At 59.1% G+C, this 24,753-nt stretch carries 22 protein-coding genes; 3 read left to right on the forward strand and 19 right to left on the reverse strand.

Annotation, left to right across the window (positions count from 1 at the left end):
* Positions 1–103 precede the first annotated feature (103 nt).
* From ACGJAX_RS04820 to ACGJAX_RS04855, 8 genes are all read right to left on the reverse strand, one after another.
* Positions 104–994 (reverse strand): ABC transporter permease subunit, encoded by an 891-nt coding sequence (locus ACGJAX_RS04820; RefSeq protein WP_090326320.1) that lies wholly within the window; start codon positions 992–994, stop codon positions 104–106.
* A complete protein-coding gene (locus ACGJAX_RS04825; RefSeq protein ID WP_174552510.1) occupies positions 991–1,872 on the reverse strand; it encodes an ABC transporter permease subunit in 882 nt (293 codons plus the stop codon). Before ACGJAX_RS04825 ends, ACGJAX_RS04820 begins: the two co-directional genes overlap by 4 nt.
* A gap of 35 nt (positions 1,873–1,907) precedes the next feature.
* On the reverse strand, positions 1,908–3,050 hold the full coding sequence (locus ACGJAX_RS04830) for an ABC transporter ATP-binding protein (protein WP_090326325.1): 1,143 nt from the start codon (positions 3,048–3,050) through the stop codon (positions 1,908–1,910).
* A 73-nt stretch (positions 3,051–3,123) separates the two neighbouring features.
* Positions 3,124–4,221: an extracellular solute-binding protein gene (locus tag ACGJAX_RS04835; protein WP_390957629.1), complete on the reverse strand. Its 1,098-nt coding sequence runs from the start codon at positions 4,219–4,221 to the stop codon at positions 3,124–3,126.
* A 243-nt stretch (positions 4,222–4,464) separates the two neighbouring features.
* Positions 4,465–5,577, reverse strand: coding sequence for a polyamine ABC transporter substrate-binding protein (locus ACGJAX_RS04840; RefSeq protein WP_090326329.1), 1,113 nt, complete (start codon positions 5,575–5,577; stop codon positions 4,465–4,467).
* 168 nt (positions 5,578–5,745) lie between these two features.
* Positions 5,746–7,110 carry an aspartate aminotransferase family protein gene (locus ACGJAX_RS04845; RefSeq protein WP_090326331.1) on the reverse strand — a complete coding sequence of 455 codons (1,365 nt, stop codon included), beginning with the start codon at positions 7,108–7,110 and terminating at the stop codon, positions 5,746–5,748.
* 59 nt (positions 7,111–7,169) lie between these two features.
* Positions 7,170–8,528: a glutamine synthetase family protein gene (locus ACGJAX_RS04850; RefSeq protein WP_390957631.1), complete on the reverse strand. Its 1,359-nt coding sequence runs from the start codon at positions 8,526–8,528 to the stop codon at positions 7,170–7,172.
* Positions 8,529–8,621: 93 nt separating this feature from the next.
* Complete coding sequence (locus ACGJAX_RS04855) at positions 8,622–8,930, reverse strand: glutamine amidotransferase (protein WP_390957633.1); 309 nt, start codon at positions 8,928–8,930, stop codon at positions 8,622–8,624.
* 278 nt (positions 8,931–9,208) lie between these two features.
* On the opposite strand from ACGJAX_RS04855, the gene ACGJAX_RS04860 reads away from it, so the two are divergent.
* Both ACGJAX_RS04860 and ACGJAX_RS04865 read left to right on the forward strand, forming a co-directional pair.
* Positions 9,209–10,585 (forward strand): glutamine synthetase family protein, encoded by a 1,377-nt coding sequence (locus ACGJAX_RS04860; RefSeq protein WP_090326336.1) that lies wholly within the window; start codon positions 9,209–9,211, stop codon positions 10,583–10,585.
* A gap of 225 nt (positions 10,586–10,810) precedes the next feature.
* On the forward strand, positions 10,811–11,443 hold the full coding sequence (locus ACGJAX_RS04865) for a TetR/AcrR family transcriptional regulator (RefSeq protein ID WP_090326339.1): 633 nt from the start codon (positions 10,811–10,813) through the stop codon (positions 11,441–11,443).
* A gap of 57 nt (positions 11,444–11,500) precedes the next feature.
* Here ACGJAX_RS04865 and ACGJAX_RS04870 read toward each other — a convergent pair whose 3' ends face one another.
* The 9 genes from ACGJAX_RS04870 to ACGJAX_RS04910 form a co-directional block, all read right to left on the reverse strand.
* A complete protein-coding gene (locus ACGJAX_RS04870; RefSeq protein ID WP_007967989.1) occupies positions 11,501–11,716 on the reverse strand; it encodes a molybdopterin-binding protein in 216 nt (71 codons plus the stop codon).
* Positions 11,717–11,749: 33 nt separating this feature from the next.
* Positions 11,750–12,556 carry an aliphatic sulfonates ABC transporter ATP-binding protein gene (gene ssuB / locus ACGJAX_RS04875; RefSeq protein WP_090326342.1) on the reverse strand — a complete coding sequence of 269 codons (807 nt, stop codon included), beginning with the start codon at positions 12,554–12,556 and terminating at the stop codon, positions 11,750–11,752.
* Entirely contained in the window at positions 12,553–13,335 is a 783-nt protein-coding gene (ssuC, locus tag ACGJAX_RS04880) for an aliphatic sulfonate ABC transporter permease SsuC (protein WP_047534732.1), read from the reverse strand. The genes ssuB and ssuC overlap by 4 nt, the downstream gene beginning before the upstream one ends.
* An 8-nt stretch (positions 13,336–13,343) precedes the next feature.
* Complete coding sequence (gene ssuD / locus ACGJAX_RS04885; protein WP_007939251.1) at positions 13,344–14,492, reverse strand: FMNH2-dependent alkanesulfonate monooxygenase; 1,149 nt, start codon at positions 14,490–14,492, stop codon at positions 13,344–13,346.
* A 25-nt stretch (positions 14,493–14,517) separates the two neighbouring features.
* A complete protein-coding gene (locus tag ACGJAX_RS04890; RefSeq protein ID WP_390957637.1) occupies positions 14,518–15,483 on the reverse strand; it encodes an aliphatic sulfonate ABC transporter substrate-binding protein in 966 nt (321 codons plus the stop codon).
* A gap of 90 nt (positions 15,484–15,573) precedes the next feature.
* Positions 15,574–16,167, reverse strand: a complete 594-nt coding sequence (gene ssuE, locus ACGJAX_RS04895) for an NADPH-dependent FMN reductase (protein ID WP_390957639.1) — start codon at positions 16,165–16,167, stop codon at positions 15,574–15,576.
* 291 nt (positions 16,168–16,458) lie between these two features.
* Positions 16,459–17,097, reverse strand: a complete 639-nt coding sequence (locus tag ACGJAX_RS04900; protein ID WP_247254401.1) for a peroxiredoxin — start codon at positions 17,095–17,097, stop codon at positions 16,459–16,461.
* Between the two features lie 357 nt (positions 17,098–17,454).
* Positions 17,455–18,822 carry an OprD family porin gene (locus ACGJAX_RS04905; protein WP_090326354.1) on the reverse strand — a complete coding sequence of 456 codons (1,368 nt, stop codon included), beginning with the start codon at positions 18,820–18,822 and terminating at the stop codon, positions 17,455–17,457.
* A 412-nt stretch (positions 18,823–19,234) separates the two neighbouring features.
* Positions 19,235–20,575, reverse strand: a complete 1,341-nt coding sequence (locus tag ACGJAX_RS04910; RefSeq protein ID WP_390957641.1) for an OprD family outer membrane porin — start codon at positions 20,573–20,575, stop codon at positions 19,235–19,237.
* 363 nt (positions 20,576–20,938) lie between these two features.
* Between ACGJAX_RS04910 and tauA the strand changes: the two genes are divergently transcribed.
* Complete coding sequence (gene tauA / locus ACGJAX_RS04915; protein WP_390957643.1) at positions 20,939–21,928, forward strand: taurine ABC transporter substrate-binding protein; 990 nt, start codon at positions 20,939–20,941, stop codon at positions 21,926–21,928.
* A gap of 106 nt (positions 21,929–22,034) precedes the next feature.
* Here tauA and argA read toward each other — a convergent pair whose 3' ends face one another.
* Both argA and argE read right to left on the reverse strand, forming a co-directional pair.
* Positions 22,035–23,333: an amino-acid N-acetyltransferase gene (gene argA, locus ACGJAX_RS04920; protein WP_090326363.1), complete on the reverse strand. Its 1,299-nt coding sequence runs from the start codon at positions 23,331–23,333 to the stop codon at positions 22,035–22,037.
* A gap of 246 nt (positions 23,334–23,579) precedes the next feature.
* Positions 23,580–24,740: an acetylornithine deacetylase gene (argE, locus tag ACGJAX_RS04925; protein WP_248914508.1), complete on the reverse strand. Its 1,161-nt coding sequence runs from the start codon at positions 24,738–24,740 to the stop codon at positions 23,580–23,582.
* Positions 24,741–24,753 lie beyond the last annotated feature (13 nt).

Genomic DNA, 24,753 nt, shown 5'->3' on the forward strand with positions numbered 1-24,753 from the left:
GTGTCAGTCAACGAAGAGGTCGACTGGGAGTCCATCGCGAGCAGGCTCGCTCCTACAGTGGATCAGGGTCGGCCACGAAATTGTGGCCAACCCGACATCAAGCTCAAGCCGCTTCCGGTGCCTGCGCGCGACGCACGTCCGGTTGCTTCCACGAATCGGCAGCGCCTTCTTCGATGGCCTGCTGAATCGCCCGCTTGCGGCTTTCTTCGGCGCGGCGGCTGAAGAACCACACCAGGAACGTCATCAGCGATACCGCCAGCAGAATCAGACTGGCCACGGCGTTGATCTCCGGCTTCACGCCCAGGCGTACCGCCGAGAACACTTCCATCGGCAGGGTCGTGGACCCCGGACCCGACACGAAGCTCGCCAACACCAGGTCATCCAGGGACAGGGCGAAGGACATCATGCCGCCCGCGCCCAGGGAGGGCGCGATCATCGGAATGGTGATCAGAAAGAACACCTTCCATGGCCGTGCACCGAGGTCCATGGCCGCTTCTTCGATGGACAGGTCCAGCTCACGCAAACGCGCCGAGACCACCACCGCCACATACGCCGCACAGAACGTGGTGTGAGCGATCCAGATGGTGACGATGCCGCGTTCCTGTGGCCAGCCGATCATCTGCGCCATGGCCACGAACAGCAGCAACAGCGACAGACCGGTGATCACCTCGGGCATGACCAGCGGCGCGGTCACCAGGCCGCCGAACAGCGTACGGCCCTTGAAGTGAGTGATACGGGTCAGGACGAACGCTGCCAGCGTACCCAGTGCCACCGCCGCCACCGCCGTGTAGCAGGCAATTTCCAGCGAGCGCACCACCGAGCCCATCAGTTGCGTGTTGTCGAGCAGGCCGACGTACCACTTGATCGACCAGCCGCCCCACACCGTCACCAGTTTCGAGGCGTTGAACGAGTAGATCACCAGGATCAGCATCGGCGCATAAATGAACAGCAGACCCAATACCAGCATCAAGCTGGAGAAACGGAAGCGCTTCATTCTTTACCCTCCATTTCCTTGGCCTGACTGCGGTTGAAGAGAATGATCGGCACAATCAGGATCGCCAGCATCACTACCGCCAGGGAAGAAGCCACCGGCCAGTCTCGGTTGTTGAAGAACTCTTGCCAGAGCACTTTACCGATCATCAGGGTTTCCGGACCACCGAGCAGTTCCGGGATCACGAACTCGCCCACCACCGGGATGAACACCAGCATGCAGCCGGCGATGATGCCGTTTTTCGACAGCGGAATCGTGATCTTCCAGAAGCTGTTGAAGTTGCTCGAACCCAGGTCCGACGCGGCTTCCAGCAAGCTTTGATCGTGCTTCACCAGGTTGGCGTAGAGCGGCAGGATCATGAACGGCAGGTAGGAATAAACCACGCCGATGTAGACCGCCAGGTTGGTGTTGAGGATCTGCAGCGGTTCGTTGATCCAGCCCATGCTCATCAGGAAACCGTTGAGCAGACCGTTGTTGCTGAGGATGCCCATCCACGCATACACGCGGATCAGGATCGCGGTCCAGGTCGGCATCATGATCAGCAGCACCAGCACCGTTTGCAGCTCTTTACGGGCGCTGGCGATGGCGTAGGCCATCGGATAGCCGATCAGCAGACAGAGGATGGTGCTGAAAAACGCCATCTTCAGCGAGCCGAGGTAGGCGGCGATGTACAGCTCGTCGCCAGCCAGCGTCGCGTAGTTGCCCAGGTTCAGCAGCAGCTGCAATTTCTGCTCGGCGTAGCTGTAGATCTCGGTGTACGGCGGAATGGCCACGTCGGCTTCGGCGAAGCTGATCTTCAGGACGATGAAGAACGGCAGCATGAAGAACAGGAACAGCCAGATGAAGGGAACCCCGATGACCAACTGGCGGCCACCGGGAATTATTCGACTGAAGCGGCGTTTGAGTTTGCGCATGTTCATGAGCGAAGTACCACGCCGCTGTCGTCTTCCCAGTACACGTACACCTGATCACCCCAGGTCGGCCGCTGGCCACGGCGTTCGGCGTTGGCGACGAAGGACTGGACGATCTTGCCGCTCGGCAGTTCAACGTAGAACACCGAGTGACCGCCCAGGTAGGCGATGTCGTGCACCTTGCCGCTGGACCAGTTGTATTCGCAGGTCGGCATGGTCGGGGTCACGAGCAGCTTTTCCGGACGAATCGCGTAGGTCACGGACTTGTCCTGCACCGAGGTGCTGATGCCGTGGCCGACATAGATCTGGCGGTCCAGGTCCTTGCAGGTGATGGTCGCGTGGCCTTCGGCATCGTCGATCACTTCACCGTCGAAGATGTTGACGTTGCCGATGAATTCGCAGACCAGGCGGCTGGTCGGGGTTTCGTAGATGTCGATCGGGCTGCCGATCTGGGCGATCCAGCCCAGGTGCATGATCGCGATGCGCTCGGCCATGGTCATGGCCTCTTCCTGGTCGTGGGTCACCATGACGCAGGTTACGCCGACGCGTTCGATGATCTCCACCAGCTCCAGCTGCATTTGCGAACGCAGCTTCTTGTCCAGTGCGCCCATCGGTTCGTCGAGCAACAGCAGCTTCGGACGCTTGGCCAGGGAACGGGCCAGGGCAACACGCTGACGCTGACCACCGGACAATTGATGGGGTTTGCGCTTGGCGTATTGGCTCATCTGCACCAGCTTGAGCATGTCGGCCACGCGTGCATCGATTTCAGCGGCCGGCAGCTTGTCCTGCTTGAGGCCGAAGGCGATGTTCTGCGCCACGGTCATGTGCGGGAACAATGCGTAGGACTGGAACATCATGTTGATCGGCCGCTCGTACGGCGGCATGTCGGTGATGTCTACGCCATCGAGGAAGATCCGTCCTTCGGTTGGACGCTCGAAACCCGCGAGCATACGCAGCAAGGTGGATTTGCCCGATCCCGAACCGCCGAGCAGGGCGAAAATCTCGCCTTTCTTGATTTCCAGGGACACATCGTCCACGGCAATCGTCTCGTCGAACTTCTTCGTGACCCGGTCGATTTTGACCAGCACCTGTTTAGGTGACTGGTCGCCCTCGAGGGCTTTCTTATAGGCGCCGGAGGCAACTGCCATTTACGAAACTCCCAGAAAAAAAGAGTGCAGTTCGCTCAAGGTGAGCCAACCTTGGATAGTTTGAGCCTTGAAGCTATTTACCCGACTTGACCTTGGTCCAGCTGCGGGTCATCAAACGTTGAATGTTTGGTGGTAACTCGATAGACACGTAAGTCTTGTCGAGCACGGCTTGCGGTGGATAAACCGCTTCGTCGGTGCGAATGGACTGTTCCATCAGTTTGTCCGACCCCGGGTTAGGGTTGGCGTAGCCGACGTAATCACTGACCTGGGCGATAACCTCAGGTTTCAGCAAATAGTTGATGAACGCATGGGCCTCTTTGACGTTGGCCGAATCTTTCGGAATCGCCAGCATGTCGAACCATAGTGCGCCACCTTCTTTGGGAATGGTGTAGGCGATCTTCACGCCTTTCTTGGCTTCTTCGGCACGGTTGCGTGCCTGGAACATGTCGCCGGAGAAGCCGACCGCGATGCAGATATCGCCGTTGGCCAGGTCGGTGATGTATTTCGACGAATGGAAGTAGGTCACGTAAGGCCGCACCGCCAGCAACTTGGCTTCAGCCTTTTTGTAATCTTCGGGGTTGGTGCTGTTGGCGTTCAGGCCCATGTAGTTGAGAACGGTGGGCATCATTTCGTCAGCGGAGTCGAGGAACGCTACACCGCAGCTCTGCAGTTTCTTGATGTTTTCCGGCTCGAACAGCACCGCCCAGGAATCGATCGAATCGACGCCCAGTACGGCCTTGATCTTGTCGACGTTGTAGCCGATGCCGTTGGTGCCCCAGAGGTACGGTACGGCGTACTGGTTACCCGGATCATTCTGCTCCAGGCGCTTGAGCAGCACCGGATCAAGGTTGCCGTAGTTCGTCAGCAGTTTCTTGTCGAGCTTCTGGAAAGCGCCGGCCTTGATTTGCTTGCCAAGGAAGTGGTTGGACGGCACGACCACGTCGTACCCGGTGCGCCCGGCCAGCAACTTGCCTTCCAGGGTTTCGTTGGAGTCGAAAACGTCATAAACCGGTTTAATGCCGGTCTCTTTCTGAAAGTCCGCCAGGGTGGTCTGCCCGATGTAATCCGACCAATTATAAACATGCACGGTACCGGCGGCCTGGGCATTGACGGCAAGCGTCAACCCGGCAGCAGCCAGCAAGGCATTGCGCAAAAAAGAAAAAATAGGCAAGTGGAGGTCCTCTAAAATTAGTTGGGCCCAAGTTGCCCCGCGTTACATGACAGCCACGGCTGCCTGGCAACAAAACCGGCGCGCAACTTACCCTCGAAAAACCGTTCCAGCAAAACTTTTATGCAGTTACCTGTAGGAGCGAGCCCGCTCGCAATGGCCGTCAAGGATGACGCTGGGTGCCTGACACCTCGCGGCGCTATCAGACTCATCGCGAGCAAGCTCACTCCTACAAGGTTTTACCCATTACTTACCGGATTTGATCGTGGTCCAGCTGCGAGTCAGGATCCGCTGGGTCGCGGCCGGCAAGTCGGCAATCGCGTACAGCTTGGCCTGCACATCCGCTGGCGGGTAGATGCCTGGATCGCTGGTGATGTCTTTATCAACCAGTGGCGTGGCAGCCGCGTTACCGTTCGGGAAGCGCACGGCGTTGGTGATTGCAGCCATGACTTCCGGCTTCTGCAGGTAGGTCATGAATTTGTAGGCGCCTTCGACGTTTTCGGCATCTTTAGGGATGGCGACCATGTCGTAGAAGCTGCCCGCACCTTCTTTCGGAATGTTGTAGCTGACTTTCACCTTGTCACCGGCTTCAGCCGCGCGGGACTTGGCCTGGTACACGTCACCCGAATAACCCACGGCTACGCAGATGTTGCCGTTGGCCAGGTCGGAGATGTACTTGGAAGAGTGGAAGTAGGCGATCGAAGGACGAACCTTGAGCAGCAGCGCCTGAGCCTTGTCGATGTCTTCTTTCTTCTGGCTGTCGGTTGGCAGGCCCAGGTAATGCAGCGCCACCGGAATCATCTCGGTTGGCGAATCCAGCAGGCTGATACCGCACGACTTCAGCTTGGCGGCGTTTTCAGGCTTGAAGATCAGATCCCAGGAGTTGGTCGGTGCGTCGGCACCCAGTGCAGCCTTGACCTTCTCGGCGTTGAAACCGATACCGATCGAACCCCACATGTACGGGAAGGCGTGTTCGTTGCCTGGGTCGCTCACCGATACGGCCTTGAGCAGGTCCGGGTTCAGGTTTTTCCAGTTAGGCAGCTTGGACTTGTCCAGCTTCTGGTAAACACCGGCCTTGATCTGCTTGGCCAGGAAGTTGTTCGACGGTACAACGATGTCGTAGCCGGACTTGCCTGCCAGCAACTTCGCTTCCAGGGTTTCGTTACTGTCGAAAACGTCATACACGACTTTGATGCCGGACTCTTTTTCGAAGTTCGCGATAGTGTCCGGAGCAATGTAGTCGGACCAGTTGTACACGTGCAGAACTTTGTCATCGGCCTGAACCGCGCCCGCCATAATGCCCATCAGGGACATGGCGAGAAGAGTCTTGCCAGCAAACTTTTTGCCTAATGCCTTCATGCGTGATGCTCCAAATTTTTCTTTTTTGAACCACTAAGTTCAGCGGCCGAACCCGGGCAACTGGAACCGCGGCTAGTCTGGCAAGTTCCGAGGCGGTCTTTCAACAAAAGGCCACCCTTTATGGCTGCTCTGAGCGAAAGTTTCATACTTGCGCTCAGAGCCTAGCACTTAGCCCTGCAATGCACTCAGGGTCAGGTCCAGGCACTTGCGTGCCTTGGTCACTAGCTCATCGATTTCCGCCAGTGTGATCACCAGCGGCGGAGCGATGATCATGGTATCGCCCACGGCGCGCATGATCAGGCCGTTGTCGAAGCAGAACTGCCGGCAGATCATGCCAACGCCCTTGCCTTCGTAGCGCTTGCGAGTGGCCTTGTCCTGCACCAGCTCGATAGCCCCCAACAGACCCACACCACGAACTTCGCCCACCAATGGGTGATCATTCAGTTCCCGCAAGCGTTTCTGCAAATACGGTGCCGTTTCGTTGTGTACGCGCTCGATAATTTTTTCGTCGCGCAGGATGCGGATGTTTTCCAGTGCCACCGCAGCCGCCACCGGGTGCCCGGAGTACGTGAAACCGTGGTTGAAATCGCCGCCTTCATTGAGCACTGCCACCACTTCGTCGCGCACGATCAGGCCACCCATGGGGATGTAGCCGGAGGTCAGGCCTTTTGCGATGGTCATCATGTCGGGCTTGAGGCCATAGAAATCGGAACCGAACCACTCGCCGGTGCGGCCGAAACCACAGATCACTTCGTCTGCCACGAACAGGATGTCGTACTTGGCGAGGATTTCCTTGATGCGCGGCCAGTAGGTGTCTGGCGGAATGATCACGCCGCCGGCGCCCTGGATCGGTTCGGCAATAAAGGCGCCCACGTTGTCGACGCCGATTTCCAGAATTTTCTCTTCGAGCTGGTTGGCCGCCCAGACACCGAACTCTTCCGGCGTCATGTCGCCGCCTTCGGCGAACCAGTACGGCTGGGCGATGTGGACGATGCCCGGGATCGGCAAGTCGCCTTGTTCGTGCATGTAGGTCATGCCACCCAGGCTCGCGCCGGCCACAGTGGAACCGTGATAGCCGTTCTTGCGGCTGATGATGACTTTCTTGTTCGGTTGGCCCTTGATCGCCCAATAGTGGCGAACCATACGCAGCATGGTGTCGTTGCCTTCAGAGCCGGAACCGGTGAAGAACACGTGGTTCATGCCTTCAGGCGCGATATCGGCGATGGCCTTGGCCAGTTCCAGCACCGGTGGGTGAGCGGTCTGGAAGAACAGGTTGTAGTACGGCAGTTCGCGCATTTGCTTGCTGGCGGCATCGGCCAGTTCATCGCGACCGTAACCGATGGCCACGCACCACAGGCCGGCCATGCCGTCGAGGATTTTGTTACCTTCGCTGTCCCACAGGTAAACGCCTTTGGCGTTGGTGATGATCCGCGGGCCTTTCTCTTTCAACTGCTTGAAGTCGCTGAACGGGGCCAGGTGGTGGTCACTGCTCAGGGCTTGCCATTCACGGGTTTGCGGGTTGTTGCTGGTCATACCAATCTCCTAAAAAAATCAGGTGGAGGCGCCGTTTGATCACAACGACGCCCGGCGCGTCAGACGGCAAAAAGCAGGAATTCCCGTTCCCACGAACTGATCACGCGCTTGAAGTTTTCATGCTCGGCCCGCTTGACCGCGACGTAGCCAGTGATGAAATTTTTGCCCAGGTATTTCGCGATGGTCGCGCTGTTTTCCATGCGCTCCAGCGCGTCCTCGATGGTCAGTGGCAGGCGCAGGTTGCGGCGCTCATAGCCACGGCCCACCACCGGTGCACTCGGGTTCAGGCCTTCGACCATGCCGATGTAACCGCAGAGCAGGCTCGCGGCGATCGCCAGGTACGGGTTGGCATCGGCGCCCGGCAAGCGGTTTTCCACCCGACGGTTCTGCGGCCCGGCATCCGGAACCCGCAGGCCCACGGTGCGGTTCTCTTCGCCCCATTCAACGTTCACCGGTGCCGAAGTGTCCGGCAGGAAGCGGCGGAACGAGTTCACGTTGGGCGCGAACAGCGGCAACAGCTCGGGAATCAGTTTCTGCAAGCCACCGATGTGGTGCAGGAACAATTGGCTCATGGTCCCGTCTTCATTGGAGAAGATGTTCTTGCCGGTTTCGATGTCGATGATGCTCTGGTGCAAGTGCATGGCACTGCCCGGCTCGCCGGTCATGGGCTTGGCCATGAAAGTGGCGGCCACGTCATGCTTGAGCGCCGCTTCGCGCATGGTGCGCTTGAACACCAGGATCTGGTCGGCCAGGGACAGGGCATCACCGTGACGGAAGTTGATTTCCATCTGCGCCGTGCCGTCCTCGTGGATCAGCGTGTCGAGGTCCAGGTCCTGCAGTTCGCACCAGTCATAGACGTCTTCGAATAGCGGATCGAATTCGTTGGCCGCTTCAATGGAAAACGATTGGCGACCGGTTTCAGGGCGTCCGGAACGACCGATCGGCGGCTGCAGCGGGTAATCCGGGTCATCGCTGCGCTTGGTCAGGTAGAACTCCATTTCCGGCGCGACGATGGGCTGCCAGCCCTTGTCGGAATAGAGTTTCAGGACTTTCTTCAGCACGTTGCGCGGCGACAGCTCGATCGGGTTGCCTTGCTTGTCGTAGGTGTCGTGAATGACGATGGCGGTGGGCTCAATGGCCCAAGGCACCAGGTACACCGCGTTCTGGTCGGGACGGCAGACCATGTCGATGTCGGCCGGATCAAGCAGCTCGTAATAGATGTCGTCTTCGACGTAATCGCCGGTCACGGTCTGCAGCAGCACGCTCTCTGGCAGGCGCATGCCTTTTTCCGCGATGAATTTGTTGGTCGGCGAAATCTTGCCCCGGGTAATCCCGGTCAAGTCGGCGATCATGCATTCGACTTCTGTGATCTTGTGGTCTTTCAACCAATCGGTGAGCTGGTCGAGGTTGTTACTCATAAATGCCTCTAGGCTTTGAGTTTCCCGACTCTTGCATGAGCCAGGCGATGTTTGACGCATCGGCGTCGCGTTGAAATTCCAGTGTACGAAAGGCTATCGTGTTTTTTCGCACCACGCGGCAAATGCCGGGCGTGCAGAATCGCAAGCGGTGCCCAAGGCAATGGAGGCGCCGCTATTGTGAATCGGTTCTATATTGAATGGAGTAACCGTAATGGGGGTGACATCAGGGCTGTCCAGAATATCGGACGCCAATGGTCGACTCGCCAGGGACGGAAGAATCACCGGCAGTCCCGGAGCCGTGAAGGCTGCGACGCTGACGTCAATGTCGCCACTGATGTGATAAGCATGCAGACCGATCTGCCTAGAGCAGTCGGTGACGCCGATTAACGGCAGGCGAGACATGAAGCACCCCGGTATTATTGCTGTTATGGGTTTGATTCGAGCTTAGCCTTGTTCATTTTTTTACACAACACCCCCGTAAAAAATACAACACGGCCCGCTCAAGCCTGCGTACGGCATAGCGCTCAGGGGCATAAAAACGCCCCAAAGTGCTTCAAAAAAGCCACACGAGCGCTTTTTTAGGGCAAAAACGGCCTCGCTTGACTTCGGCATGCCGTTCGGGTTGACTGGAATCCGAAGAGATCAATGATTGATATTTTTAACAACAAAGGTGTTGCATCATGTCGGTACCCCCGCGTGCCGTTCAGCTTAACGAAGCGAACGCGTTCCTTAAGGAACATCCTGAGGTTCTGTACGTTGACCTTCTGATTGCGGATATGAATGGTGTGGTGCGCGGCAAGCGCATCGAACGCACCAGCCTCCACAAGGTTTACGAGAAAGGCATCAACCTGCCGGCCTCTCTATTTGCTCTGGATATCAATGGCTCTACGGTGGAAAGCACCGGCCTGGGCCTGGACATCGGCGATGCTGACCGAATCTGCTATCCAATCCCCGACACCCTGTGCAATGAGCCCTGGCAGAAGCGCCCGACCGCGCAACTGTTGATGACCATGCACGAACTCGAAGGTGACCCTTTCTTCGCCGACCCGCGCGAAGTGCTGCGACAAGTCGTAACCAAGTTCGATGAGCTGGGCCTGACCATCTGCGCCGCGTTCGAACTGGAGTTCTACCTGATCGACCAGGAGAACGTGAACGGCCGCCCACAACCACCGCGCTCCCCGATCTCCGGCAAACGTCCGCACTCGACACAGGTTTACCTGATCGACGACCTCGACGAATACGTCGACTGCCTCCAGGACATTCTGGAAGGCGCGAAAGAACAAGGCATCCCGGCCGACGCCATCGTCAAGGAAAGTGCCCCGGCGCAGTTCGAAGTGAACCTGCACCACGTGGCCGACCCGATCAAGGCATGCGACTACGCGGTCCTGCTCAAGCGCCTGATCAAGAACATCGCCTACGACCATGAAATGGACACCACCTTCATGGCCAAGCCTTATCCAGGCCAGGCAGGCAATGGTCTGCACGTCCACATCTCGATTCTCGACAAAGACGGCAAAAACATTTTTGCCAGTGAGGATCCCGAGCAGAACGCCGCACTGCGTCACGCGATCGGCGGTGTGCTCGAGACCCTACCGGCGCAGATGGCTTTCCTCTGCCCGAACGTCAACTCCTACCGTCGTTTCGGCGCACAGTTCTACGTGCCGAACTCGCCAAGCTGGGGCCTGGACAACCGCACTGTCGCCCTGCGCGTGCCGACCGGTTCCGCCGACGCGGTCCGCCTGGAACACCGTGTGGCCGGCGCCGACGCCAACCCTTACCTGCTGATGGCTTCGGTCCTGGCAGGCGTGCACCACGGCCTGGTCAACAAGATCGAGCCGGGCGCCCCGGTGGAAGGCAACAGCTACGAGCAGAACGAGCAAAGCCTGCCGAACAACCTGCGCGATGCCTTGCGCGAGCTGGACGACAGCGAAGTCATGGCCAAGTACATCGATCCGAAATACATCGATATCTTCGTGGCCTGTAAAGAGAGCGAGCTGGAAGAGTTCGAACACTCCATCTCCGACCTCGAGTACAACTGGTACCTGCATACCGTGTAAGCGATTGCAGTGAAAAGAACGCCGCAGGCTTTACAGCTTGCGGCGTTTTTTTATGGCCGCCTGCGGCGGATCGCTGGCAAGCCAGCCCCCACAGTTGATCTCCAGTGAACATAAATTCCGTGTACACCGGAAAATTCTGTGGGAGCTGGCTTGCCAGCGATGGCGGCCGACGAGACAACACGCAACCCCGCTCGTACAATGCCCGCTGCCCCGCAGGAGACCTCAATGACACGCGTAGCCACCCCCCGCAAACCCCGCGCACGCAGCCAGGCCCGGATCGACTCGATACTCGATGCGGCCCGCACGCTGCTGGCCGCCGAGGGCGTGGCCAGCCTGTCGATCTACAGCGTGGCTGAGCGTGCGGAGATCCCGCCCTCCTCCGTCTACCACTTCTTCGCCAGCGTCCCGGCCCTGCTCGAAGCCCTGACCGCCGATGTCCACGCCGCGTTCCGCGCCTGCCTGCAAGCGCCCATCGACCATCAGGCGCTGAGCAGCTGGCGGGATCTGTCGCGCCTGGTGGAACAGCGCATGCTCGAGATCTACAGTGAAGACGCCGCCGCCCGCCAACTCATTCTTGCCCAACACGGCCTGACCGAAGTCACCCAGGCCGATCGTCAGCACGACATCGAATTGGGCGACCTGATGCACAAACTGTTCGACCACCACTTCGAACTGCCGAAGCTGCCGGGTGATGTCGATGTGTTTGCGCTGGCCATGGAGCTCGGCGATCGGGTCTATGCGCGTTCGGTCCAGCAGCATGGACAGATCACGCCGCGCATGGCTGAAGAAGGGATGCGGGTGTTTGATGCCTACCTTGGCTTGTACCTGCCGCCGTATCTGCCCAAGCGCGATCTTTAACGAACAAAAAACCCCGAAGGGCTCAAACCCTTCGGGGTTGTTGTTTGCGCGCACGGCTTACAACTTGGCGATCGACACCTCGGTGGATTTCACGAATGCGATCACTTCGCTGCCGACGGCCAGCTCCAGCTCTTTCACCGAACGCGTGGTGATCACCGAAGTGACGATGCCGGAAGCGGTTTGCACGTCGATTTCCGACAGCACGTCGCCGAGAACGATTTCCTTGATGGAGCCTTTGAACTGGTTGCGAACGTTGATGGCTTTGATCGTCATGATGTTGATTCCTGTCGTGGGATAAGACTTGAGTTATTGAGCCCAACGCAACTGCGTAGGCAAGGGTGAAACAGGTTCCGGCTCCGGCGGTTGGCCGGGCAGTGACAGCACACGGTTGAGCACTTCGGTTTCCAGCGCCGCCAGCCGATGGGAGCCGCGAACCCGAGGGCGCGGCAGTTCCACCTGCAGGTCGAGGCCGACTTCGCCGTCTTCGATCAGGATCACCCGATCGGCAATCGCCACCGCTTCACTGACGTCGTGGGTCACCAGCAACACGGTGAAACCGTGCTGCTGCCAAAGCCGTTCGATCAGTTGCTGCATTTCGATTCGGGTCAGCGCATCCAGCGCGCCCAACGGCTCGTCGAGCAACAGCAGGCGTGGTTGATGGATCAGCGCACGGGCCAAGGCGACGCGTTGCTTCTGCCCTCCGGACAGCGCCGCCGGCCACTCGTTGGCGCGATCCGCCAGGCCGACCGCTTCCAGGGCTTCCAGTGCTTGTGGTCGCCAATTGCCCTTGAGCCCGAGACCGACGTTGTCGATGATCCGTTTCCATGGCAGCAGACGCGCTTCCTGGAACATCAAGCGTGTGTCTTCCCGCGCATCACTGAGCGGCGCGGCGCCGGCCAGCAATTCACCGCCGGAAGGCTGATCAAGGCCCGCGAGCAAGCGCAGCAAGGTGCTCTTGCCGCAGCCGCTACGACCGACCACAGCCACAAACTGGCCTGCCGGAATGTGCAGGTCGATGTCACGCAGCACCTGCCGCGAACCGAAGGTTTTTTGCAGATTGCGCACCGCCAGCGGGATGCCGCGCAGCAGGCGTGGAGGTTGCTGTGCGGTCATGCGGCACCTCCCTTGGCGACTTGATAGGCCGGATGCCAGCGCAGCCACACACGCTCAAGTCCACGGGCGGCGAGGTCGGCCAGTTTGCCGAGCACGGCGTACAGCAGAATCGCCAGCACCACCACGTCGGTCTGCAGAAACTCCCGGGCGTTCATCGCCAGATAGCCAATGCCCGAACTGGCGGAAATGGTCTCGGCGACGATCAGCGTCAACCACATGAAGCCCAAGGCGAAGCGCACGCCGACCAGGATCGACGGCAGCGCCCCCGGCAGAATCACCTGACGGAACAGGCTGAAACCGGACAAACCATAACTGCGCGACATCTCCACCAACGCCGGATCGACGTTGCGGATGCCGTGGTAGGTATTGAGGTAGATCGGGAACAAGGTGCCCAACGCCACCAGGAAAATCTTCGCCGACTCGTCGATGCCGAACCACAGAATCACCAGCGGGATCAGCGCCAGGTGCGGCACGTTACGGATCATCTGCACCGAGCTGTCGAGCAGGCGTTCACCCCATTTCGACAGTCCTGTGATGAAGCCCAAAGTCAGGCCGATGCTACCGCCGATGGTGAAACCCAGCGCGGCACGCCAGCCGCTGATCGCCAGGTGTGTCCAGATTTCGCCACTGCGCACCAGGCTCACCCCGGCTTCGATCACGGCGATCGGTGCCGGCAGAATCCGAGTCGACAACCAGCCCGCCGACACCGACAACTGCCACACCGCCAGCAGCAACACCGGCAACGCCCAGGGCGCGAGACTGTGGATAATTTTCTTCATGGCGCGCCTCAGCTCTGGGACGCGGCTTTGGGAAGAATGTCGTTGGCCACCATCTCGCCGAACGGGCTGACGTAACCGGCGCTTTTCGGCAGCTCGGGACGCTCGATATCGAGGTGCGGGAACAGCAACTCGGCTACGCGATACGACTCTTCCAGGTGTGGATAACCGGAGAAGATGAAGGTGTCGATGCCCAGGTCCGCGTACTCCTTCACGCGAGCGGCCACGGTCGGACCATCGCCCACCAGCGCCGTACCGGCACCGCCGCGCACCAGGCCAACACCGGCCCACAGGTTGGGGCTGACTTCCAGGTTGTCGCGACTGCCACCGTGCAACGCGGCCATGCGCTGCTGGCCGACCGAATCGAAGCGCGCCAGGGAAGCCTGGGCGCGAGCGATGGTGTCGTCGTCCAGATGCGAAATCAGGCGGTCCGCCGCTTGCCAGGCCTCGGCGTTGGTTTCGCGCACGATCACATGCAGGCGAATGCCAAAGCGCACGGTACGGCCGAGTTTCGCGGCTTTGGCGCGTACCTGCTCAATCTTCTCGGCAACGGCGGCGGGTGGTTCGCCCCAGGTCAGCACCATTTCAACCTGCTCTGCCGCCAGGTCCTGCGCCGCTTCCGAGGAGCCGCCGAAGTACAGCGGCGGACGCGGTTGCTGAATCGGCGGATAGAGCAATTTGGCCCCCTTCACGCTGATGTGCTGACCGTCGTAATCAACGGTTTCGCCTTCCAGCACGCGGCGCCAGATGCGGGTGAATTCCACCGAAGCCTGGTAGCGCTCTTCATGACTGAGGAACAGACCATCGCCGGCCAACTCCTCCGGATCACCGCCCGTCACCAGGTTGAACAGCGCACGACCGCCGGACAGGCGATCCAGCGTCGCGGCCTGACGCGCGGCCACCGTCGGGGAAATGATCCCGGGGCGCAGGGCGACAAGGAATTTCAAACGCTGGGTCACCGGAATCAGCGACGCCGCCACCAGCCACGAGTCTTCGCAGGAGCGACCGGTGGGAATCAGCACCCCGCCGAAGCCCAGGCGATCCGCCGCTTGCGCGACTTGCTGCAGGTAACCGTGGTCGACGGCGCGAGCGCCTTCGGCGGTGCCAAGGTAATGGCCGTCGCCGTGGGTTGGCAGGAACCAGAAGATATTGAGGCTCATGGAGTGGTCTCCTTGGGGGATCGAATTACTGTGCTTTGGCAACGGCTGCCGGTGGCGTCCAGATCACGTCTTTGATGCTCAACGGCTTGGGAATCAGCTTGAGCTGGTAGAAGCTGTCGGCGATTTTCTGTTGCGCGGCGACCACGTCGGGGGTCAGGAACAATGCGCCGTAGCCCTGGCGTTTCACCGAGGTCAGGGTGATGTCCGCCGGCAGGCCGAGCAGTGGCGACACTTGTTGGGTCACCTCTTGTGGATTGGCTTTGGACCACTCGCCGACGGCGCGCACTTCTTCCACCAGGGTCTTGATCACCTCAGGATTTTTCTGTGCGTAAGGCTTGGTCGCCAGGTAGAACTGATGGTTGTCGACGATGCCCTGGCCATCGCGCAGGGTGCGCGCCTGCAGTTGTTGTTCGGCGGCTGCCTGGTACGGATCCCAGATGACCCAGGCGTCGACGCTGCCACGTTCGAACGCAGCGCGGGCATCGGCCGGCGGCAGGAACACGGTCTGGATGTCGGTGTACTTGAGGCCGGCGTCTTCCAGCGCGCGAACCAGCAGGTAGTGCACGTTGGAGCCTTTGTTCAGGACGACTTTCTTGCCCTTGAGATCCGCCACCGATTTGATCGCCGAGTCCTTCGGTACCAGGATCGCTTCACTGTGAGGGGCTGGGGGTTCATAGGCGACGTAAAGCAAATCGGCGCCCGCCGCCTGAGCGAACACGGGCGGGGTTTCGCCGGTGACGCCGAAGTCGATGGAACTGACGTTCAGGCCCTCAAGCAACTGCGGGCCGCCGGGGAACTCAGTCCATTGCACGTCCACGCCTTGGGCGGCGAGGCGTTTTTCCAGCGTGCCTTTGGCTTTGAGCAGCACCAGGGTGCCGTATTTCTGATAGCCGATTCGTAATGTTTCAGCTTGAGCTTGTGTAATGGCGCCGAAGGCTACAGCCGCTGCAAACAGAGCGACCAGACCACGACGCAAAATAACAGGGCGCATGGCGCTCTCCTTTTTTGCAGTTGGGTTTTGGCTGCACCTGCTTGCCCGTTAGCGGGCGAGTAAGGCCAGTACATCAATGTCGGGTGGGGCTTAAATGCTCCAGCGAGCACTCAACAAACGTTCATTCAACAGGTTCGGATCGAGCGGCTTGGGCCGTCGGGCCATGGCGCTGAAAAACAGCTCCAGCGATTCGATCAGTCTTTGCTCAAGCTCCGGCGCCAACTGCGCCAGTGCGCTGCCTTCGCCGTAGGCGATCTGGCCGTCCACCGCGAAAATGCCGTGGAGCATTTCCTGGGCCTTCAAGGCCGACAACACCGGCTTGAGTGCGTAATCCACCGCCAGCATGTGGGCGATGCTGCCCCCGGTTGCCATTGGCAGAACCACCTTGTGACTCAACGCGCGCTCGGGCAGCAGATCCAGTACGGTTTTCAACGCGCCGGAGAACGACGCCTTGTACACCGGTGTGGCGATCAGCAGACCGTCGGCGTTTTCAATCTGTTGCAACAGGTCGATCACCTTCGGGCTGTCGAAGCGTGCATGCAGCAAGTCTTCGGCCGGGAAGTCCCGTACCTGATAACTCACCACTTCCACGCCTTGCGCTTGTAACCAACGCTGGGAGCGGTCCAGCAGCACCCCGGAACGGGAGCGTTGGCTGGGACTGCCACCGAGTGAGACGACCAGCATTCAGACGATTCCTTGAACGGTGGGGGCGATTCGCGGTTTGCGATCTCGCTTCGATGGAGTGACCTTAACAGGTGATTTATATATCTATAAATCATATTTATTCATTTGGTTATGCAATTAAGAGATATATAAATCCACTTCTTCCAGGCGAAAAAAAAGGCCGTCGAAACGGCCTGAAATCCCCTGCTTTGTGGTTTTCACATACCTCTGTAGGAGCTGGCTTGCCAGCGAAGGCGGCCCCTCTCACACGCCGCGCCGCATCAATCGCCAGCAAGCCGGCTCCAAAGGTGATTAGCGGTTCGGCTGCGGCGTCAGGCGCAAGTAAGGTTTGACGGCGCGGTAGCCCTTGGGAAAGCGTTGCTTGATTTCGTCTTCATCCTTGAGCGACGGCACAATCACCACCTCATCACCGTCCTGCCAGTTGGCCGGAGTGGCCACTTTGTAGTTGTCGGTGAGTTGCAGCGAGTCGATCACCCGCAGGATTTCATGGAAGTTGCGGCCGGTGCTCGCCGGGTAGGTGATGGTCAACCGGACCTTTTTGTTCGGATCGATCACAAACAGCGAGCGCACTGTGAGAGTGTCGTTGGCGTTGGGGTGGATCAGGTCGTACAGGTCCGAGACCTTGCGGTCGGCATCGTCGAGGATCGGAAAGGTGACCACCGTGTTCTGGGTTTCGTTGATGTCTTCGATCCACTTGTGATGCGAATCCACCGGGTCGACGGACAGCGCGATGGCCTTGACCCCACGCTTGTCGAACTCATCCTTGAGCCTGGCCGTGAATCCCAGTTCGGTGGTGCATACCGGCGTGAAGTCCGCCGGATGGGAAAACAGCACACCCCAGCTGTCGCCCAGCCACTGGTGGAACCGGATGGTGCCGGCACTGGAATCCTGTTCGAAATCGGGGGCGATATCGCCGAGTCTGAGGCTCATGGTGCTGCTCCTTGTGAGTGCTTGATGAGCTCAACTGTGCCTGCGTTTTTTATCTATTAAAAAGAATAAATATCGATTTGTTTATACCAATAAGTAATATTAAAGATCTGTTCACTGGACGTGCCTGCCCATCCCGCCGAACATCGCCTCCGAGGTTCGAGAAGGCCTTGAGTTGCTGCAAAAAAGGGGAGTTTCAAGGCGGGTTTGCGGGGGTGAGCCCGCCTTGAAAACGCAAAAGCCCCGCCCGGCGAGATGCCGGGCGGGGCTTTTTTTTGGTTGCGGCTTACTCCCGAAGGCGTGTGTCATTCAGCACGTTTGTGGCTGAGACGACACCTTCGCGAGCAGGCTCGCTCGCTGTTACAACAGCGGGATCGAGTAGCTGACGATCAGGCGGTTTTCGTCCTGCGAACGGGTGCTCGGCAGGTCGGTGCGCCAGGTGGCGTTTTTCCACGCCACGCCCAGGTTCTTCAGTGCGCCCGACTGGACCACATAACCTACGCTCAAGTCACGCTCCCACTCGGTAGCGCCGTTAGCCGCTTCGCCACCGCGTGCGTTAACGGTGTCGATGTTATCGCCATGCAGGTAAACCACACCCGCCGTCAGGCCAGGCACGCCGACGGTGGCGAAGTCATACGAGTAACGTGCTTGCCAGGTGCGCTCGCCGGCACGGCTGAACTTCTGGATTTGCGAGTCGGTGATGGTGTAGTTCGACGAACCGTCGCCCTGGTTCAGCCAAGGGAAGTCACTGCTGCCGTTGCTGACCTGGTAACCGCCACCGAAGGTGTGACCGGCAACGCTGTACAGGAACAGGCCGCTGTAGAGGTTGTTGTCGACCTTGCCTTTACCGTTAGCCACGCCGCTGTAGTTGCCAGAGCTGTAGTAAAGCGGATCGCTGCCGTTGGCACCGTCGTCGGAGCTGTGGAAATAACGGAAGTCAGACTTCAACACGCCAGGGCCGATGGCCCAGTTGTGCACCAGACCCAGGAAGTGTTGCTTGTAGAAGTCTTCCAGGTTGCCGTAGTAGTACGAAGCGGTCAGGTCTTTGGTGATTTTGTAGTCAGCGCCGCCGTAGTAGAACTTGTTGACGAATTCACCAGCGTCATAGTTCGAGCTGCCGTTGGCACCCGCGATGGACAAGCCTTCATTGTTGCTGGAGTTACGGCCTTTGGCGTGCTCGATTTGCCCCGCGGTCAGGGTCAGGTCCTTGATCTCGTTCGAGGTGATCGCGCCGCCCTGGAAGGTTTGTGGCAATAGACGACCATCGTTGTATTTGATGACCGGGTTGTTGGGTTGCAGGGTGCCGATTTTCAGCTCGGTCTGGGAGATCCTGGCCTTGCCGGTCACGCCCAGGCTGGCGAAATCATTCACAGCTTCGTTGCCATCGCTAGGGAAAACGGTGCCGCCCGAAGCCGTGCCGGTGTAGTTACCGTGTTCTGCACGGCTGGAGTCCAGACGCACGCCGTACAGGCCGATGGCGTCAACACCGAACTGGACAGTGCCCTGGGTGTAACCGGAGATGAAGCGCAGATCGAAGCCCTGGCCCCATTCGGCGTTCTTGTTACGGGTGTTGGACGTCGCCGATGGCTGGCCATCGCGGTTGTCGGTGTTGATGTAGAAGTTACGCAGCCCCAGGGTGGCCTTGCTGTCTTCGATGAAACCGGCGGCGCTTGCCTGCTGCGCCAAAACCCCTACGGCCACAGCCAGGGCCAAGGTGGACTTGTTCATTGTTTCGCTCCTATCGGTTCTAATTTTTCTGTTGCTGGTCCTGGGTCGTACGCCCTGGATCCGCAGACGCGCCAATCGCGTCAACCGCTCTAAATCGGGGTTTTCATTGCTACAGGATACCTCGACACAAACCTTAAAAGAATTACCTAATTACTTTTAATGCCATTTGGCTATATACATCCGCAGCACGAAACCGAGGTATCGGCTGACAGGCCAATTCCTTGATGGTTGGTTTGTCGAGGGGTGAAATCGCCAAATCCGAGACGCATGGCGAGTCGGATGCGCCTACTTTATGCGCTTGAAGAAAAAGCTAAAAAGAATAAAAAATCCTCACGCACATTGTTTATGGAATATAAAACGCAGCGCAAAAAAAACCTCGCCGATGGGCGAGGTTTTCTTTGGGTGGCGCGTATTACAGGAAGCTGTAGGTGTAGTTGAAGATCAGACGGGTCTGGTCCTGGTCAGCGGTGCTGGTGTTACCGCCGTAAGTACCGTGACGCAGCGTCGTACCAAAGCCTTTGAGTGGGCCCGTTTGAATCACGTAGTCAATACGTGCGTCGGTCTCGTGCTCATTCAGGTCTTTACCCACGCCGCTGGTGGCCTTGATGTCCCGGCCATCCAGGTAAGCAATCGACGCTTTCAAACCTGGCACGCCCAGCGAGGCGAAGTCATAGGAGTACTGACCGTACGTGGTGTTTTCACCGGCACGGATGAAGCTGCCCACGGTGGCGTCGGTGAAGGAGTAGAAGCTGGAGCCACCGGCACCTTCTGGACGACCTTTGCTATCGATCAGGTTACCCTGGTTCAAGAAAACAAAGCCGCCGTCATCGCTGACACGTTGATGGCCAAGCAGGAACGCACTGCCACCCAGGGTGTAGGTGAAGGTCGCGCTCCAGGTCTTGTTATCGACTTCGCCTGGATTCTTGGCGTAGCCATTGTTGTTGTTAAAGCGGTAGCCGGCCTCGCCGTTCTTGCCGTCGGAGCTGCTGTCGAAATAACGAAGATCAGTCTTGAACGACTGGTTCGCCGCGATCGGGTAGACGTGCACCAGGCCGAGGAAGTTCTGCTTGTAGTAGTCTTCCAGGTTCGCATAGTAGTACTGCAGCAACAGGTCTTTGGTGACCTTCCAGTCAGCACCGGCGTAACGGAACTTGTTGCTGTCCTGGGTACCGCCAGCCACTGCCATACCCGTGTCGTTGGAGGAAGCGCGACCCGACGCGTGCTCCAGTTGACCCAGGTTGAAGGTCACGTTGTCGATTTCCTTCGAGGAGATGGTGCCACCTTCGAAGGTTTGCGGCAGTAGACGGCTGTCGTTCGCAATCAGGATTGGCAGGTTAGGTGCCAGGCCGCCACCCAAGTGGGCCTCAGTCTTGGAGAAACGCGCCTTGACGTTGGCATCCAGACGGCTCCACTCGTCGGCAGACCTGTCGCCGTCGCTCGGGAAGAAGGAGTTGCTGTTACCCAGCGGGTGGTGACCCCTGCCGCCATCCAGGTGGATGCCGACCAGCGCCTGGGCGTCGATACCGAAACCAACGGTGCCCTGAGTGAAGCCGGACAGGTAATCAAACTTCAGACCCTCAGCAGTTTCTCGCTGACGGTTCGCAGCAGTGCTGGCGCCTTCACGGACATCGGCGTCGTAATACATGGTCCGGGAACTAACCGAAGCCTTGCTGTCTTCCAGGAAACCTGCTGCGCCTGCCTGCTGCGCCAAAACCCCAACCGCCACGGCCAATGCCAAGGTGGACTTGTTCATTGTTTAGCTCCTCTCGTTTCTAATTCTTGTGTTCCTGGCTCAGAGTCGATGCCCCGATTCCTAAGATGCGCGATTAGCGCTGTACCGTGACCCACAAGTCAATCGTAACCATGTGTGTCTACGACCATAGTCTAATGCCCGTTTTTTTGGTCCCTGCAGGTCATGAAACTGTCACAAACCTGAAAAGAATAGACCAATTCTTTTCTCATACCTTTTAGGAATTTAACTCACCGCCGCGCGCTACCCCAGCCTAGAGCGGTCGACTCATAAGCTAATTCCTAAATGGTATTTATTGGTCATTTTTTAGATCGTTTAGCGTTGACTCAATTCGGAAACAATTCCTTTACGCAAAGGCCGCCCCCCATGAGATTCAAGCGCGAACTATCCAGACGAATTGTTACAGTTTGTGTGTTGCTGGCATATTCTTTTTTCGCCCATGCCACGAATCTCACAGTGGGCTACCAGACTGGTATCGACCCCAGCAAAGTCCCCCAGGCGGACGGCGTCTACGAAAAAATCATCGGCGAGAAGATCGACTGGCGTCGTTTCAATAGCGGTCCGGAAGTCGTCACGGCGATTGCCTCCGGCGATGTGCAGATCGGCAATCTGGGTTCCAGCCCACTGGCTGCGGCAGCCTCGCGCAAGCTGCCGATCGTCGCGTTCATTGTGTCCGCCCAGATCAATGCGGCCGAAGCCCTGGTGGTGCGCAACGGCAGCGGCATCAACAAACCGGAAGATCTGATCGGCAAAACCATCGCGACGCCGTTCGTCTCGACCTCCCACTACAGCCTGCTGGGTGCACTGAAGCACTGGGGCCTGGACACCTCGAAAGTCAAAGTGGTGAACCTGCAACCGGCGGAAATCGCCGCGGCCTGGAAACGTGGAGACATCGATGGGGCGTTCGTCTGGTCGCCGGCCCTGGGTGAAATTCGCAAGACTGGCAAGACCCTGACGGATGCCGCACAGGTCGGCCAATGGGGAGCGCCCACCTTCGAAGTGTGGGTGGCACGCAAGGACTACGCCGAGAAGCATCCGGAAGTGGTCGCCAGGTTCGCCAAGGTCACCCTGGACTCTTTTGCCGACTATGCCGCGCACAAGGACAGCTGGACCGCTGACTCACTACCCGTGCAAAAAATCGCCAAACTGACCGGTGCCAACGCCGCTGACGTGCCGGAACTGCTGGCCGGCTCCGCCTTCCCGGACGCCAAGGCGCAACTGACCAGCGCATTGCTGGACGGCGGCACGGCGAAGGCGATTGGTGAGACGGCGAAATTCTTGAAGGAACAAGGGAAGGTTGAAACGGTGCTGCCGGACTATTCGCCTTATGTGAGCGCGAAGTTCGTCACTGAGTAATTGCTGAAGGCAGCTGCGCGGCCCATCGCGAGCAGGCTTGCACACAGGTTCTGCAAACGACACAGAACCTTGTGAGAGCGAGTTGCTCGTGATTGGGCCGCCACGGTCAAAGGGTCTTTTCGAAGATCTTCGAATTACGCTGATAGTTGTACAGCGACGCCCGCGCCGACGGCAGGCGCTCGACGCTGCTGGGCTCGAAACCACGCTCGCGGAACCAGTGCGCGGTGCGGGTCGTGAGTACGAACAGTGTCTTGAGCCCTTGCGCCCGTGCACGGGTTTCGATGCGCTCCAGCAGCTCATCCCCACGACCGCCATGACGGTACTCAGGGTTAACGGCCAGGCAGGCCAGCTCACCGGCATCGGAATCGGCAATCTGATACAGCGCCGCGCAGGCGATGATCATGCCTTCACGCTCGACCACACTGAACTGCTCGATCTCGCGCTCCAGCACCTCGCGGGAACGCCGCACCAGAATCCCCTGCTCTTCCAGCGGACTGATCAAGTCCAGCAGACCACCGACGTCTTCAATGGCCGCTTCGCGCACCACTTCAAATTGTTCCTGGGCGACCAGCGTGCCGCCACCGTCGCGGGTGAACAGTTCGGTCAGCAGAGCGCCGTCCTCGGCATAGCTGACGATATGACTGCGCGCCACGCCGCCACGGCAGGCTTCTGCGGCGGCATCCAGCAGTTCCGCCTGATAATTGCTGCCCAGACGCTGCAAATGCGCCGGCACCTGTTGCGGACGCAATTCACGAACCAGACGGCCATGCTCATCGATCAAGCCAAGGTCTGCGCCAAACAGCAGCAGTTTGTCCGCGCCCAGATCAATGGCCGCGCGGGTGGCGACGTCTTCACAGGCGAGGTTGAAAATTTCACCGGTCGGCGAGTAGCCCAATGGCGACAGCAGCACGATGGAGCGCTCGTCCAGCAGGCGATTGATGCCCTTGCGGTCGACCCGGCGTACTTCGCCGGTGTGGTGATAGTCGACGCCTTCAAGCACGCCGATCGGCCGGGCTGTAACGAGGTTGCCGCTGGCCACGCGCAAGCGTGAGCCCTGCATCGGCGAGGAAGCCATATCCATCGACAGCCGCGCTTCGATGGCGATGCGCAACTGGCCGACGGCATCGATCACGCACTCAAGCGTTGCCGCGTCGGTGATGCGCATGCCGTGATGGTAATGCGGGGTCAGGCCGCGAGCGGCGAGACGCGCTTCGATTTGCGGACGCGAACCGTGAACCAGCACCAGTCGCACGCCCAGGCTGTGCAACAGCACCAGGTCGTGGACGATATTGCCGAAGTTGGGATGCTCAACGCCATCGCCGGGCAGCATGACGACGAAGGTGCAATCGCGGTGGGCGTTGATGTATGGCGAAGCGTGACGAAGCCAATTGACGTATTCGGGCATGAACCTGGGCCTGTAATAAATAGCAGCCGAAAAAAAGGGCGAAACAGAAAACGCACAGCGGGCTGATGGTTATCGTCGGAACAGGCTTGGCGACACGCGCGCTCTCCTCATGAATACGGGGTGGGACATGGGCAATTTAACCGCAAACACCTGTAGGAGCGAGCTTGCTCGCGATGGTGGTAGAGCTACCGCGTTGCTCCAGGCAGCCCTCGTCATCATTGACGTCCATCGCGAGCGAGCTCGCTCCTACAGGGGGTTGTTTGCCGGTGTCAGGCAGTAATGTTCAATCAACTGACGTAATAGATGCACCGTAGGCTGCAAACGTGACATTTCGAGGTATTCCCCCGGCTGGTGGGCACAGGCGATATCGCCCGGGCCGAGCACCAGTGTCTCGCAGCCAAGTTGCTGAAGATAAGGCGCTTCGGTGCCGAACGCCACTGCTTCGGCCGTATGACCGGTGAGCTTTTCGGCGATCCGCACCAGTTCCGCGTCTTCGGCCTGTTCGAACGGCGGCACTTCGGGGAACAGTGGTGCGTAATCGATCTTGACCTGATGCCGTTCGGCAATCGGGTTGAGCTTCTGCAAAATCGCCGCGCGCAGGGCTTTGGGGTCCATGCCCGGCAATGGCCGCAGGTCGAACTCCAGCGAACATTGCCCGCAAATTCGGTTGGGGTTATCGCCACCATGAATACAGCCGAAATTCATCGTCGGCATCGGCACGCTGAATTGTGGATTGCGAAATTCACGCTGCCACAACAGACGCAGTCCACGCAGTTCGCCAATGGCATCGTGCATGGCTTCGAGGGCGCTGTGCCCCAGGCGTGGGTCGGAGGAGTGGCCGCTCTGCCCGAGAATGTCGATGCGCTCCATCATGATGCCTTTGTGCATGCGGATCGGCTTGAGCCCGGTCGGCTCGCCGATCACCGCCGCTCGCCCCAACGGCCGTCCGGCTTGTGCGAGGGCGCGTGCGCCAGACATCGAACTCTCTTCATCGCAGGTGGCCAGGATCAGCAGCGGCTGCTTGAACGGCTGATCGAGCAGCGGTTTGACCGCCTCGATGGCCAGGGCGAAAAAGCCCTTCATGTCACAACTGCCCAGGCCGACCCAGCGACCGTCGACTTCGGTCAGCTTCAGCGGGTCGGTCTGCCACAGCGCGCCATCGAAGGGCACGGTGTCACTGTGGCCGGCCAGCACCAGACCGCCGGGACCGGAGCCGAAACTGGCCAACAGGTTGAATTTGCCGGGACTGACCTGCTGGATGTCGCAGGCGAAACCCAGGTCGCCAAGCCAGGCGGCCAGCAGGTCGATCACCGGGCGATTGGATTGATCGAGATTCGCCTGGGTGCAACTGACCGACGGTGCCGCGATCAATGCAGCGAACTGATCTTTCATGGACGGCAAAGGCATCGCTGGCTCCCAC

The organism is Pseudomonas moorei, from assembly GCF_042846945.1.
Lineage (GTDB): Bacteria > Pseudomonadota > Gammaproteobacteria > Pseudomonadales > Pseudomonadaceae > Aquipseudomonas > Aquipseudomonas moorei.